General features: G+C 58.9%; 15 protein-coding genes. 11 read left to right on the forward strand and 4 right to left on the reverse strand.

Annotated elements, in window-relative coordinates; genetic code table 11:
* The first annotated feature begins 253 nt into the window (after positions 1-253).
* Positions 254-1,180, forward strand: a complete 927-nt coding sequence (locus H8S59_RS22020; RefSeq protein ID WP_095098869.1) for a LysR family transcriptional regulator — start codon at positions 254-256, stop codon at positions 1,178-1,180.
* 9 nt (positions 1,181-1,189) lie between these two features.
* On the opposite strand, the gene pstB is transcribed toward H8S59_RS22020, so the two are convergent.
* The 4 genes from pstB to pstS all read right to left on the reverse strand — a co-directional run bounded on the left by pstB (position 1,190) and on the right by pstS (position 4,941).
* On the reverse strand, positions 1,190-1,969 hold the full coding sequence (gene pstB / locus H8S59_RS22025; RefSeq protein WP_087263883.1) for a phosphate ABC transporter ATP-binding protein PstB: 780 nt from the start codon (positions 1,967-1,969) through the stop codon (positions 1,190-1,192).
* Positions 1,969-2,853 (reverse strand): phosphate ABC transporter permease PstA, encoded by an 885-nt coding sequence (gene pstA, locus H8S59_RS22030; RefSeq protein ID WP_095098866.1) that lies wholly within the window; start codon positions 2,851-2,853, stop codon positions 1,969-1,971. The genes pstB and pstA overlap by 1 nt, the downstream gene beginning before the upstream one ends.
* On the reverse strand, positions 2,850-3,845 hold the full coding sequence (gene pstC, locus H8S59_RS22035) for a phosphate ABC transporter permease subunit PstC (RefSeq protein ID WP_095098864.1): 996 nt from the start codon (positions 3,843-3,845) through the stop codon (positions 2,850-2,852). Before pstC ends, pstA begins: the two co-directional genes overlap by 4 nt.
* Positions 3,846-3,915: 70 nt before the next feature.
* A complete protein-coding gene (pstS, locus tag H8S59_RS22040; RefSeq protein ID WP_095098862.1) occupies positions 3,916-4,941 on the reverse strand; it encodes a phosphate ABC transporter substrate-binding protein PstS in 1,026 nt (341 codons plus the stop codon).
* Between the two features lie 342 nt (positions 4,942-5,283).
* Here pstS and H8S59_RS22045 point away from each other — a divergent pair, with 342 nt between their 5' ends.
* The 10 genes from H8S59_RS22045 to H8S59_RS22090 all read left to right on the forward strand — a co-directional run bounded on the left by H8S59_RS22045 (position 5,284) and on the right by H8S59_RS22090 (position 13,045).
* A complete protein-coding gene (locus H8S59_RS22045; RefSeq protein WP_095098859.1) occupies positions 5,284-5,586 on the forward strand; it encodes a hypothetical protein in 303 nt (100 codons plus the stop codon).
* Between the two features lie 391 nt (positions 5,587-5,977).
* The gene (locus tag H8S59_RS22050) at positions 5,978-6,478 is read left to right on the forward strand and encodes an ureidoglycolate lyase (RefSeq protein ID WP_187522799.1); all 501 of its coding nucleotides are present in this window, start codon (positions 5,978-5,980) and stop codon (positions 6,476-6,478) included.
* A 5-nt stretch (positions 6,479-6,483) separates the two neighbouring features.
* Complete coding sequence (locus tag H8S59_RS22055; protein WP_187522800.1) at positions 6,484-7,380, forward strand: allantoinase PuuE; 897 nt, start codon at positions 6,484-6,486, stop codon at positions 7,378-7,380.
* 82 nt (positions 7,381-7,462) lie between these two features.
* Positions 7,463-8,329, forward strand: a complete 867-nt coding sequence (locus H8S59_RS22060) for a substrate-binding periplasmic protein (RefSeq protein WP_187522801.1) — start codon at positions 7,463-7,465, stop codon at positions 8,327-8,329.
* A gap of 23 nt (positions 8,330-8,352) precedes the next feature.
* On the forward strand, positions 8,353-9,024 hold the full coding sequence (locus tag H8S59_RS22065; RefSeq protein WP_087263870.1) for an amino acid ABC transporter permease: 672 nt from the start codon (positions 8,353-8,355) through the stop codon (positions 9,022-9,024).
* A 7-nt stretch (positions 9,025-9,031) separates the two neighbouring features.
* Positions 9,032-9,703: an amino acid ABC transporter permease gene (locus tag H8S59_RS22070; RefSeq protein WP_087263868.1), complete on the forward strand. Its 672-nt coding sequence runs from the start codon at positions 9,032-9,034 to the stop codon at positions 9,701-9,703.
* Between the two features lie 34 nt (positions 9,704-9,737).
* Positions 9,738-10,715 (forward strand): NAD-dependent epimerase/dehydratase family protein, encoded by a 978-nt coding sequence (locus tag H8S59_RS22075; protein WP_187522802.1) that lies wholly within the window; start codon positions 9,738-9,740, stop codon positions 10,713-10,715.
* Between the two features lie 15 nt (positions 10,716-10,730).
* The gene (locus H8S59_RS22080; protein WP_087263864.1) at positions 10,731-11,504 is read left to right on the forward strand and encodes an SDR family NAD(P)-dependent oxidoreductase; all 774 of its coding nucleotides are present in this window, start codon (positions 10,731-10,733) and stop codon (positions 11,502-11,504) included.
* 19 nt (positions 11,505-11,523) lie between these two features.
* On the forward strand, positions 11,524-12,291 hold the full coding sequence (locus tag H8S59_RS22085; RefSeq protein ID WP_281391342.1) for an amino acid ABC transporter ATP-binding protein: 768 nt from the start codon (positions 11,524-11,526) through the stop codon (positions 12,289-12,291).
* 52 nt (positions 12,292-12,343) lie between these two features.
* Positions 12,344-13,045 carry a GntR family transcriptional regulator gene (locus H8S59_RS22090; protein WP_187522803.1) on the forward strand — a complete coding sequence of 234 codons (702 nt, stop codon included), beginning with the start codon at positions 12,344-12,346 and terminating at the stop codon, positions 13,043-13,045.
* Positions 13,046-13,082 lie beyond the last annotated feature (37 nt).

Consider the following 13,082-nt stretch of genomic DNA (forward strand, 5'->3'; position numbering starts at 1 on the left):
CGGGTATGCCGAGCGACAGCGAGGCACCCAGTGGTGGGGCAAGAGCGTTTTGCTTACTTTTGTCTGGGCCGGCTTCCGGATTTCAAAAGTGAGGCGCTGTAAAAGCGCAACCAATATCAGCAGCAACCGAAATAACGGATATACACCCCAACCCCGGTATCGACACTAAACCCAACACGCAGCTTGAGCGCTACAGCCTGTAACTGTTAGCTTGACCCCATAACGCTAAAAGCCCTCCCGGATCGCCAGCCCAATGAACCGAAACGAACTGCGCAAGGCCGACATCAACCTGATGGTGGTTTTCGAAACCTTGATGCAAGAACGCAACGTCACGCGCGCTGCTGAAAAGCTGTTTCTAGGCCAACCCACCATCAGCGCCGCCCTCAACCGGCTAAGGGCGCTGTTCAATGATCCGCTGTTCATTCGCGTCGGCCATCGCATGGAACCCACGGCCAGAGCACAGGAGATCATCCATCACCTGTCGCCCGCGCTGGACGCCATGTCCGTCGCCCTGAGCCTGACCCGCGAGTTCGACCCGGCAAGCAGCGACATGACCTTCCGAATCGGCCTTTCGGATGACGTCGAATACAGCCTCATGCCCGCCTTGCTACGCGCGATTCGTGAAGAAGCACCCGGCGTGGTCCTCGTCATCAAGCAGGTCAACTACTGGAATATCTCGGAATTGCTCATGTCCGGCGAAGTCACCGTCGGCGTGTGCCTGACGCGAGAGCTGCCCGCCAATGCCAAACGCAAACTGCTGCGCTCGATACAGCCGATGGTGGTCCGCGCCGACAAATCGGCTACGCCCATGACGCTGGACGAGTACTGCTCACGCCCGCATGTGGTGGTGTCGCATGTGGCCAATATCAGCAGCTTCGCGGATGAATGGCTGGATGCTATTGGCCGCAAGCGGCATGCCGTGCTGTCCGTTCCGCAATACAGCACATTGCCCGCGCTGATGGCGGGCACTGATTTGCTGTGCAATCTGCCGGACCACCTGACTCAGGCAATGATCAATACCGGCAGGCTGTATGGCGAACCCCTGCCCTTCATCACGCCCAATCTGGAGCTGTCCATGACCTGGTTGAGCGTCATGGACACCGACCCGGCTGAGCGCTGGCTGCGCAGTCGACTGGAAGAATTCATGGGAGACCGCGACAGGGTCTCCCCGATTCTCTGAGAAGGGAAATCAGCCGAAACGGCCAGTGATGTAGTCTTCGGTCTGGCTTTTCGACGGCTTGGTGAAGATGGTGTCAGTGTCGCCGTGTTCGATCAGTTCGCCCATGAACATGAACGCGGTGTAGTCCGAGCAACGGGCCGCCTGCTGCATGTTGTGAGTCACGATGATCACCGTGAACTGCTCTTTGAGTTCAGTGATCAGCTGCTCGATACGGCCAGTGGAAATCGGATCGAGGGCTGAAGTCGGTTCATCGAGCAACAACACTTGCGGACGCAGCGCGATGGTGCGGGCAATGCACAGACGCTGCTGCTGACCACCGGACAAACCGGTGGCGCTCTTGTTGAGCTTGTCTTTGACTTCGTCCCACAACGCGGCACCGCGCAGTGCCTCTTCCACGCGATCTTCCATTTCACGACGTGACAGCTTTTCGTGGTGTTTGATGGCGTAGGAGATGTTGTCGAAGATCGACATCGGGAACGGCACCGGCTTCTGGAACACCATACCTACGTGGCTGCGCAGGCGGTTCATCGAGTAGCCCGGCGCCAGGATGTTCTCGCCGTTGAGCAGCACTTCACCTTTCGCTTCCTGCTTCGGGTACATCGCGTAGATACGGTTGAACACGCGCAGCAGTGTCGACTTGCCGCAACCCGAAGGACCGATGATCGCGGTGATGCGTTTTTCCGGGATGATCATGTCGATGGATTTCAGCGACTTCTGTTCGTTGTAGAAAAACTCCAGACCACGAACTTGAATCTTGGTTTTTTCATTGGCAAGGGAAAGGTTATTCATCAAGACGCCCTATTGCGCAAAAGAATTAAGCGGGAAGCGAGGCTGAGGACCAGCACGAACATCGTCATGACCAGAGCGCCAGCCCAAGCCAGAGAGTGCCAATCGTCGAATGGGCTCATGGCGTACTGGAACACCACGACCGGTACGCTGGCCATCGGCTTGAGCAGATCGCTGCTCCAGAACTGATTGCCGAATGCGGTGAACAACAGCGGCGCGGTTTCACCGGTGATACGGGCCAGCGCCAGCAGAACGCCTGTGACCACACCCGCCTTGGCGGCACGCAGTACGATCTGCAGGGTCAGCTTCCATTGCGGCACACCCAGGGCCAGCGCGGCTTCGCGCATGGTTGAAGGTTGTAGTTGAAGCATTTCATCGGTGGTGCGCACCACCACGGGGATCACCAGCAGCGCCAGCGCCAGCGCACCGGCAATTGCCGAGAAGCCCACCTTGTGATCGGTCCACTCATTGAGCGGCAGGATCACCGCGGTGTAGACAAACAGGCCGAGAACGATCGAAGGGGCGGACAACAGAATGTCGTTGACGAAGCGCACCGCGTTGCCGAGTTTCGAGTAGCGGGCGAACTCCGCCAGCCACACGCCAGCCATCAGGCCTATCGGCGTACCGATCAACAGACCGATGCCGGACATCAGTACGCTGCCGTAAAAGGCGTTGGCCAGACCGCCTTCAACACCCGGCGGCGGGGTCATGCCGCTGAACAGGCGCAGGTTCAATGCATCCACGCCATTGATGATGGTGGTCAGCAGAATCCACACCAGCCACAACAGGCCGAACGCCGTCGCGGCACAACTGAGGACCATTGCAGCCTTGTTCTTGAGATCGCGAACCCGGTACAAGCTCTCGTTGCCAGTCACATCCTTACTCATAACCCCTCCTTGCGGGACAGACGCGACAGCATGATGCGAGCCAGGGCCAGCACGATGAAGGTCACTACGAACAGCAGGAAGCCCAGGGCAATCAGCGACGAGCGATGCAGGTCGGTGTATGCCTCGTTGAACTCGTTGGCGATTACCGAAGCAATCGAACTGCTTGGCATCATCAGCGACGCCGAGAACTGGTGGGAGTTGCCCAACACGAAGGTCACCGCCATGGTTTCACCCAGTGCGCGGCCCAGCCCGAGGAAGATGCCGCCGACTACTGCGGAGCGGGTGTAAGGCAGAACGATGTCCCAGACCACTTCCCAGGTCGTGCCGCCCAGGGCATATGCAGACTCTTTAAGAGTGGTCGGTACGCTTTTGAATACTTCGACCATCACCGAGGTAATGAATGGCGTGATCATGATCGCCAGCACGATGCCGGCGGTGAGCATGCCGATACCCAACGGTGGCCCCTGAAACATGGGGCCGATAAAGGGCAGTTCGCCCAGGTTTTCATTGATCCACGGTGCGATATGTTCAGCCATGTAAGGACCGAACACGAACAGGCCCCACATGCCGTAGATGATCGAAGGAATACCCGCCAGCAGTTCGATAGCCGAAGAGATCGGCAGGCGCAACCAGGGCGGCGCTACTTCAGTCAGAAAAATCGCAATGCCGAAGCTCACCGGAACGGCGATCAGCAAAGCCAGAAAAGAGGTCACCAACGTACCGTAGATCGGTACCAGTGCACCAAACTTGCCATCAACCACGTTCCACTCGGTGCTGGTCAGAAAGCCAAAACCGAACGTCTGGAATGCAAGGCTGCCGCCCCACAAGGTCGAAAGAGCGATACAGCCGAGCAACGCCAGAACGAGCATTGCCGCACCGCACATAGTGCGCTTGAACCAGCGGTCGTGACGTTGATCGCGAGCCGCTCGGCGTTCACCCTCGGTTACGGACGCAGGGATCGCAGCGGACAAATATTGGGTGTTTTCAGTCATCTTGGGTCCACTCGCAAAGAAACCCTGTCATCGCTTCACGATGACAGGGGTGAGCCGGAGAAACGTCGAATTACTTGGTGAACTCGGTTTTCCAGTAGTCTTCAACCTTGCTGACCAGTGCTTTTGGCAGGGCTACGTAAGACAGGCCTTCGGCTTGTTTCTGACCGTTTTCCAGGGACCATTTGAAGAAGTCGAACGCAGCAGCGCTTTGCTCAGGGTTCTTGGCCTTCTTGTACATGATGATCCAGGTCGTTGCGGTGATCGGCCATGCGGCTTCGCCCGGAGCGTTGGTCATGATCAGGTTGAAGTCCTTGACGCTGCCCCAATCGGCAGTGTCAGCCGCAGCCGCGAATGCTTTGGCGTCAGGCTTGATGTACTTGCCAGCAGCGTTTTTCAGCTGGGTGTAAGACAGTTTGTTGGTCTCGGCGTAAGAGTGCTCAACGTAGCCGATCGAACCTTTGATCTGCTTCACGTAGGCGGAAACACCTTCGCTACCCTTGCCGCCTACACCGGCCGGCCATTGCACGGTCGAACCGAACTTCAGCTTCTCGTTCCACTCCGGGCTGACTTTGCTCAGGTAGTTGGTGAAGTTGTAAGAGGTACCCGAACCGTCCGAACGGTGAACCACGGTGATGGCCTGGTCTTTCAGTTTGTCTTTCAACTCAGGGTTCAAGGCAACGATGGCTGGATCGTTCCACTTCTTGATTTCACCCATGAAAATCTTGGCCAGCGTCGGGCCGTCCAGCTTCAGTTGACCAGGTTCGATACCTTCAACGTTGATGATTGGCACGATGCCGCCGATCACGCTCGGGAATTGACCCAAACCGCCTTTTTCCAGGTCTTCGGCAGACAGAGGAGCATCGGATGCGCCGAAGTCAACGGTCGCGGCCTTGATTTGAGCGATACCGCCACCGGAACCGATCGACTGGTAGTTGATACGGTTGTCGGCAGACTTGCTGTAGTCCTGCGACCACGCAGAGATAACCGGGAAGACGAAACTCGAACCAGCGCCTGTTACGTCTACCGCATGAGCCATGCCACTCAGGCACATCGAAGCGAGCAGAACCGACAAGCGTTTTTTAGTCAGCAGAATCACGGCGATACCTCAACAAGGGGAATTTGGTGGCCCGTCCATGGGAAGGCCCGATGCGGATTTAAACCCTCAAATGTTTCGGTTTCATGACAATCAGTCGAGTTGTGTCCTCCAAAGACTTTTTATGTAGGTTTTGGCTTACAAGGAAACCCCTGAGAAAGGGGGTTTCGCGCAATAAAATCAAGGGTTCAAGGGTTTTCAAGGCATGCCTACCCCGCTACTAGCTCTACGCCACTATTCTTACAACTGAAGAGCGATACGCCATTGGTCGGGGCTTTCGGCACCTATTTCACTACCCCATGCACCAATGCAAGTAACCCCCTAACAACAATGGAGACGCATCTCATGAACAAGTCCAGATTGACGGCGCTGGCGCTGGCCAGCCTTATGACAGTGGCGACCGGCGCGGCCATGGCTGGCTCCACCGGCCCGACCAACCCTGTGGATGGCTCGGCCAAGACCCCGCCTCCTGTCCTGAAGAAAAACACCGACGGCAGTTCATCAGGTGCTGAAGGCACAAGCCCAGGCACCAAAGGCATGGATCCCGAACCGCAGAAAGGCGGCGCAGAAGGCGGCGGAATGAAGAATGATCAAGGCATGGGCGGCAGTGGTGGCGGTGGCGAAGGTGGGTCGAGCGGCAGTAAGTGACCTGACTTGCGCGAATGTCTGTTTCGGCATAACCCCCATGCCTGAATTGAAATGCCTTTTCTGTAGGAGCGCACGAGCACCGCGACGCGGCGATGGCGGTATGTCAGGCATACCGCTATCGCCGCGTCGCGGTGCTCGTGCGCTCCTACAGGTCTCTGACTCGCTCCGACAGCCTGGTCAGTGACTCAAAGCGGCGCACTGCCTGCACTTGCTGGTGCACCTCCCCCTGAAAAACTTCACCATCGCCCTTCTTAAAATCCGACTAAACCCATTTTAATCAGTTAGTTAGCTCAACCGCAGATACCTTGGCATCAATACTGCTTTATCGAGATACAAGTGGGATACCACCTGTATCCAGATATAAACACTCGTTGATCAAGGCTTCCAGCTCATGAGTTCTCCGTCAGCCTGCCCGCCGCAGTTGGTGTTAAAGCCCCTCACCGCAGAAGCGTTCGCGCCTTTTGGAAATGTCGTCCAACTGGGTGACGGGCCGCGTCGTCAACATGTCACCGGCGCTGTTGAACGCACCGAACATGCCAGTGAGCCACAGTTGTGGATCGCCACCGTGCAACAGGCGGTGACCTTGCCGCTGACACTGAAGGCACTGGAGCGTCACCCTTTCTCGGCTCAGACGTTCATTCCCCTCAATGCCTGTCCTTATCTGGTGGTGGTTTGCCACGCCGACGACAGTGGCCTGCCCGATCTGCACACCTTACAGGCATTCCGCGCCAACGGCGATCAGGGCGTGACCTATAAGCGCAACGTCTGGCACCACGGTCTTTCAGTGCTTGAGGCGCGTGCCCAGTTCGTGGTGTCCATGGCCTTCACCGGGGAACAGAACGACGACGTCTTCACCCCGCTGCAAACGTCCATCGAACTGCTGGAGGCTTGACCCGGATGACACAACACACCCGTGATTTCATTGGCTATGGCGCCAACCCGCCGCATCCGAACTGGCCAGGCAGAGCGCGGATTGCGCTGAACTTCGTGATCAATTACGAGGAAGGTTCAGAGCCTTCCATAGACGACGGTGACGGGTTCACCGAGTCGGGCCTGACCGAAGGCGGAGCCGGCTCGTTCGAGGGGCGTGATCTGGCCGCCGAATCAATGTTCGAATACGGCAGCCGGGTGGGTTTCTGGCGTCTGTCCCGCCTGCTCGCGGAACGCGGCATGCCCGCCACGGTTTATGGCTGTGCATTGGCGCTGGAGCGTAACCCCGAGGTGGCTCAGACCATCCGCGATCTCAACTACGACGTCTGCGCCCATGGCTGGAAGTGGGAACGCCATCAACTCCTGAGCGAAACCGAAGAGCGCGAACGCATACGGCGCACGGTACAAAGCATCACTGAAACCACCGGCGAGCGTCCGTATGGCTGGTATTGCCGTTATGGCGCCGGGCTCAATACCCGACGTCTGCTGATGGAAGAAGGCGGCTTTCTGTATGACAGCGACGCCTATAACGACGAGCTGCCCTATTGGCACCGTGCTGACTCAAAAACCCACCTGATCCTGCCTTATAGCCTGGCAAACAACGACGCTAAGTTCATTCGCGGCGGCATGAGCACGGGGCAGCAGTTTTTCGAATACCTGCGCGACAGCTTCGACATGCTCTACGCCGAAGGCCTGACCGCGCCGAAGATGATGTCGGTGGGCTTGCATACGCGAGTGGTCGGCCATCCGGGGCGCGCCGCCGGACTGGCACGCTTTCTCGACTATGTGCAACGGCACGATCAGGTCTGGGTCTGCCGCAGGCTCGACCTCGCCCGACACTGGTACGCCGAACACGGCGCCTGACCTGACACATTGACCTCCAAGCCTTTACCTCCAGGCCTTTACCCCAGGCTCTAACCTTCAAAGACAGGACGACCCCGTGGCCATGAATCGAGTATTTCGCAAGGCGCTGTTGATCTGCACGTCCAGCCTGTTGCTGGCATCCGCTGGATTGCATGCAGAAGAATCCGAACACCCGCAAGACAAACCGCTGATCGTAGGCAGCGACTTTGGCGTGGCACCGTGGATCATGCGCGGAACGAACGGACCGGAAGGTTTCGGCGTCGATCTGGTCAGCGAGATCTCCAAACGCCTGAAGCGTCCGGGTGTCGAGATCGTGGATATCAACTTCTCGGGGCTGTTCGCCGGGCTGTTTTCCAAGCGTATCGAGTTCACCGTCAACCCGACCACCATCACCGCCGAGCGCTCGGAGCGGATGTTGTTCTCGCAACCAATCATGTCCACCGGCAACGGCTTCATGGTTAAAGCGGCCAACGACATGAAGGGCTTCGATGACCTCAAAGGCAAGGATGTGGCGGTCAATCGCGGCACCATGTCCGACACATGGGCCACCGCGAACGCCGAGAAGTATGGCTTCAACGTGCAGCGCTACGACACCTTCCCCGACACCGTACAGGCGTTGATGACCAACCGCGCATTCACAGCCATCAACGAAGTGCCGACCACTGTCTACGCCGCCAGCAAGAACAAAGCGATCAAGGTGGCGTTCAAGGACCTCAGCTCACCCCGCAACTTCGGCTACGCCTTCCGACTCGACAACGTGGAGTACCGCAACAAGGTCGACGACGTCATCAAGTGCATGAAGATGGACGGCACCATGGCCCGTCTGCACGAGAAATGGTACGGCGCCAAACCTGAAGACGGCTCCGCGGTGACCACTGTCTATCCAGGCTACGGCGCTCCGGGCTTCAAAGGCTACGTGGCGACGTCCCCGGCACCGGTATGCAATTGAAGCAGGCTAAAGGCGAAGCTTGAATGGACGCGTTGATCGAAAACTTCTTCAATCTGCCGGTCATGGTTGGTGCCCTGCCCGCCATGCTGCCTGGGTTCGGGCTGACCGTGCTGGTGTCGTTGCTGGTGATTGTCTTCGGCCTGACCAGCGGACTGGCCCTGGCGATTCTGCGCTCGTTGCAACTGCGCGGGGTCAACGGCCTGATCACCTTCTACGTCGATGTGTTCCGCACCTTGCCGCAGTTGGTGATCATCATCTTCCTGTACTTCGGCATGCCATACATGGGCGTGACGCTGTCGCCACTGGTGACCACGGTGCTCGCGCTGGGCGCTGTGCTGTCGGCGTTTGCCTGCGAGATCTTTGTCTCTTGCATGCAAGCGCTACCTAAAGGCCAGACCGACGCCGCACAGGCGTTGGGTTTCGGCCGGTTGCGCACATTGTTCATGATCGTGTTGCCACAGGCGATTCGCATGGCCGTGCCGCTGCTGACCAACCGGGCGATCTCCATCAGCAAAGGCACCGCGCTGGGCACGGCCGTGTCACTGCCGGAAACCCTGGGTCAGGCCCAGAGTTACATGTCCATCGTGGCCAATCCGTCACCGCTGACGCTGGCAGCCGGGTTCTATCTGCTGTTGTTCATCCCGCTGGTGATCCTGAGCCGCTGGCTCGAACACTCCAGCCACAAAGGTCGCTGATATCGCCATGGATATGTTTCTCGAGAACTTCGCCAACCTCGATTCGCTGCTGATGATCTATCCGCTGCTGCTTCAGGGGCTGAAACTGACCTTTCTGTTGAGCATCGTCACCCTGCCCCTGGCGCTTCTTGCGGGTCTGCTGCTGGCGATTCTCTACAGCTTCGATATTCGGCCTCTGCGCGGAGCCGTGCTGGTCTATATCGACATTTGTCGCTCGTTTCCCGTGGTAGTACTGCTGGTGCTGATCTACTTCGGCCTGCCTTCCGTGGGCTGGCAGATCAGTGGGTTCAACGCCGCGGTGCTGGCCATGGTGCTCAACCACTCCGGCTATTTCGGCGAGATCTTTCGTACCGGGGTCAAATCGATCCCCAACGGTCAATACGAAGCGGCACGGGCCTTGGGTTTTCGCCCGCTCCGGCTGGCGGTGATGATCGTTCTGCCTCAGGCGATCCGTAATGTGTTCGCGCCCCTGGCGGGCAACTCTTTGGAACTGGTGAAGACCACATCCATCGCCGCAATGGTGGCGCTGCCCGAACTGCTGCGCTCGGCGCGAGTGGCTCAGGAACAGACTTACAACCCCACGCCCTTGATGGCCGCTGCGCTGATCTTCTTTGTGCTGCTCTGGCCGTTCGCCCGCTGGGTCGCCCGACTGGAACGCCGGATGCTGGTCACTCGCTAAGCAGGTTCGTCCTTCACCATTTTCAGGAGCAGTCATGTCGACTCTCATCACTGGCGGCAGTGGTTTTATTGGTCTGGCACTGGCCGAACAGCTGTTGCGCGACGGACAAACCGTGGTGCTCTTCGATCGCCAGCCAGCACCGTCGGCGCTGCTGGACGCGCTGCCCGAAGGGGCCGTGGAGCAGGTCACGGGCGATATTCGCGATAAGGCTTTGTTAAAAAGCGTCATGGCTCGGCATGCGGTTGATCGTGTGGTTCACGCCGCCGCGATCACCCCGGACCTGCAACGCGAGACCCGCGATGCCAGCACCGTGCTGGACGTCAACATCAACGGCACCGTCGCGCTGGTCCAGGCCTGCACAGAGCAACCGTCAGTGCGCCGGGTGCTGCTGCTCAGTTCGGTGGCGGTTTATGGCTTCACACCGCCACCTGGCCCGACGTACCGCGAGGATCAGGCCTGGCCGCAGCCCACCGGCCTGTATGGCATCAGCAAACTGGCCTCTGAACAAATCTCCCTGCGCATGGCCGAGCTGCATGACCTGGATCTTTGCGTCGCGCGGCTGGGACCGGTTTTTGGCCCTTGGGAATACGCAACCGGGGTTCGTGACATGTTGAGCCCCCACACCCAGACCCTTGAAGCAGCCCTGAACAACCAGTCGGCCTGCCTGCCACACAGCTTGCAGGCCGACTGGATCTATTCCCGTGACGCCGCTGACGCTCTGGCGCGGCTGCTGAACTGCACAACCCTCAAGCACAGGCTCTACAACGTCGGCGGCGAGGTTCAGACCGACCTGTCGCAATGGTGCGCGCACCTGAACGAACGCTGGCCGACCTGGTCCGCGACCCTCGCCCGGTGCCCGGAAGACGCCACCGTCCGCTACGGATTGCCCGGCACGCGTCCGGCGTTATCCACCGAGCGTCTGCGCCAGGACACCGACTGGTCTCCCGCTCATTCCCTGGCCGAGGCCGCAACCGACTACATCCGCTGGCGATCACAGATCACTGTCAGCTAACTGGAGAACTCCGGCATGGGCCGTCTTACTGATAAATCGATCCTCATCACCGGTGCCTCGTCCGGCATCGGCCGTGCCATCGCGCTGCGGTTTGCCGCCGAAGGCGCTCGCCTTTTGCTGGCTGACCTCAGCACCACAGTGCGCGAAGGCGGAACCCCGACCATTGACCTGTTGCGTGAGCAAGGTTGTGTCGCCGATCACGTCGACATGGACGTGTCCTCCGAGGCCGATGTTCAGCGGGCCGTCGATGCGCTGATTGAACGTGACGGCAAAATCGACGTGCTGATTAATGACGCCGCCGTCAGCGTCGGCAAACCGCTCACCGAAACCAGCCTGGATGAATGGAACCGGGTCATCGGCGTCAACCTGACCGGCGTATTCCTGATGTCACGCAAAGTGGTCGAGGCGATGCTCAAACAGCCCGAGCGCGATGGTGTGCGGGGTCGTATCGTCAATATTTCTTCGCAACACGGCATGGTGGCCTGTCCACAAGATGTGGCTTACGGGACCTCCAAGGCCGGCGTGGTTTACATCACCCGGCAGATTGCAGTGGACTACGCCGCTCAAGGCATCATTTGCAACGGCGTGGCACCGGGAAAAATCCTCACCGGCAAGACCGGCCGGGCCATCGCTCCTGAAATGCTCGCGTACTCACAATCACGCACTGCCCTGCCGCGTCTGGGTCGCCCTGACGACGTGGCCAATGCCGCGCTTTTCCTCGCCAGTGAAGAAGCGACCTTCATCACCGGTGAGAACCTATTGGTCGATGGCGGCTGGATGGCTGGCTGATCACAGAGGATTAACTTCAATGAACACCGCAACGAACACAGTTATGACCAGCCCGGAACCCATGATTCAGCTGATCGGCGTCAACAAGTGGTACGGCGAATTCCAGGTACTCAGGAACATCGATTTCCATGTCAATCCAGGGGAACGCATCGTGGTTTGCGGTCCGTCCGGTTCTGGCAAATCGACCATGATCCGCTGCATCAATCAACTGGAAGCACACCAGAAAGGCCGCATCGTGGTCGATGGCCACGATCTGAACGCCAAGACCAAAAATGTGCATCAGGTGCGTCAGGAAGTCGGCATGGTGTTCCAGCAGTTCAACCTGTTCCCGCACCTGACGGTATTGCAGAACCTGATGATTGCCCCGGTGCAGATCCGCAAACTGCCCAAGGCCGAAGCCGAAGAGCGCGCCCGGCATTATCTGGAGCGCGTACACATCGCTCATCGGGCCGACCACTACCCGTCGCAGCTTTCCGGCGGCCAGCAACAGCGGGTGGCGATTGCCCGGGCGCTGTGCATGAAACCCCGGGTCATGCTATTCGATGAGCCAACCTCCTCCCTCGATCCGGAAATGATCAAGGAAGTGCTGGATGTCATGGTCGATCTCGCCAAAGAAGGCATGACCATGGTCTGCGTCACCCATGAGATGGGCTTTGCCCGCACCGTGGCTGATCGCGTGGTATTCATGGACGCCGGAGAAATCGTCGAGCAAAGTGCGCCGGAGCAATTCTTCAGCGCGCCGCAAACCGAGCGCGCGCGGCTGTTTCTCGGCAATATATTGCACTGAGCGCACATCGACGAGCAGTGATCGCGAACCCTATGCATAAGCAGGAAGCACCATGAACGATCTTGACGCTTCAGTGACCGACGAAGGCAGCAGTCGGCGCCCCAGCGGCACCAGCCGCCGCCCGGCCGAGAGCGTGACCCGGCAAACCTATCAGGCGTTGTTCGATCTGATTGCCAGTCGGCACCTGGAACCGGGCGATCTGATCGAAGAACGCAAGCTCGCCGAGCGCTTTGAAGTCTCCCGCACTCCCATGCGCGCCGCGATCAGCCGACTGCTGGGCGAAGGTGTTCTGCAACTGCTGCCCAATGGCCTGCTGGTGGTTCGCGAAGTGGACATCACTGAGTATCTGGAACTGCTCTCGATCCGGCTGATGCTGGAAAGCGAAGCAGCGGCGCTGGCAGCCACGAATATCCCCCTGGCGCCGCTGGACGAGATTGAAAGACGCTTGCAGGAAGTTGTCGCCCGGCCGTCACGGGAAAATGAAGGCTTGTACCTGGATGACGACATCCATGTGCTGATTCTTGCCCATTGCGGCAATCAGTCCCTGAGCCACTTCATCCGGGAAATCCACAAACGCATCCGCATGCGCAACCTGACCCGCATACCCGAGCGCTTCCTGCCGGCCTGTCACGAGCACCTGGCGCTGGTGGCGGCACTCAAGGCTCGTGACCCGGAAAAAGCCCGGCAGTGCATGCTCGCTCACCTGAACAGTGCGCGGGACAGTTTTCTGGAGTCGGTGGGTATCAAGCGTTGATGGCGTGGCACGACATTGAGCACGTCGCCAAGCAAAC

Origin of the sequence: Pseudomonas folii (genome assembly GCF_014357575.1) — a bacterium.
Taxonomy (GTDB): domain Bacteria; phylum Pseudomonadota; class Gammaproteobacteria; order Pseudomonadales; family Pseudomonadaceae; genus Aquipseudomonas; species Aquipseudomonas folii.

Coding starts and splice junctions, on each gene's coding strand:
- H8S59_RS22020 (WP_095098869.1), top strand. CDS start 254: ATGAACCGAAACGAACTGCGCAAGGCCGACATCAACCTGATGGTGGTT.
- pstB (WP_087263883.1), bottom strand. CDS start 1,969: ATGAATAACCTTTCCCTTGCCAATGAAAAAACCAAGATTCAAGTTCGT.
- pstA (WP_095098866.1), bottom strand. CDS start 2,853: ATGAGTAAGGATGTGACTGGCAACGAGAGCTTGTACCGGGTTCGCGAT.
- pstC (WP_095098864.1), bottom strand. CDS start 3,845: ATGACTGAAAACACCCAATATTTGTCCGCTGCGATCCCTGCGTCCGTA.
- H8S59_RS22045 (WP_095098859.1), top strand. CDS start 5,284: ATGAACAAGTCCAGATTGACGGCGCTGGCGCTGGCCAGCCTTATGACA.
- H8S59_RS22050 (WP_187522799.1), top strand. CDS start 5,978: ATGAGTTCTCCGTCAGCCTGCCCGCCGCAGTTGGTGTTAAAGCCCCTC.
- H8S59_RS22055 (WP_187522800.1), top strand. CDS start 6,484: ATGACACAACACACCCGTGATTTCATTGGCTATGGCGCCAACCCGCCG.
- H8S59_RS22060 (WP_187522801.1), top strand. CDS start 7,463: ATGAATCGAGTATTTCGCAAGGCGCTGTTGATCTGCACGTCCAGCCTG.
- H8S59_RS22065 (WP_087263870.1), top strand. CDS start 8,353: ATGGACGCGTTGATCGAAAACTTCTTCAATCTGCCGGTCATGGTTGGT.
- H8S59_RS22070 (WP_087263868.1), top strand. CDS start 9,032: ATGGATATGTTTCTCGAGAACTTCGCCAACCTCGATTCGCTGCTGATG.
- H8S59_RS22075 (WP_187522802.1), top strand. CDS start 9,738: ATGTCGACTCTCATCACTGGCGGCAGTGGTTTTATTGGTCTGGCACTG.
- H8S59_RS22080 (WP_087263864.1), top strand. CDS start 10,731: ATGGGCCGTCTTACTGATAAATCGATCCTCATCACCGGTGCCTCGTCC.
- H8S59_RS22085 (WP_281391342.1), top strand. CDS start 11,524: ATGAACACCGCAACGAACACAGTTATGACCAGCCCGGAACCCATGATT.
- H8S59_RS22090 (WP_187522803.1), top strand. CDS start 12,344: ATGAACGATCTTGACGCTTCAGTGACCGACGAAGGCAGCAGTCGGCGC.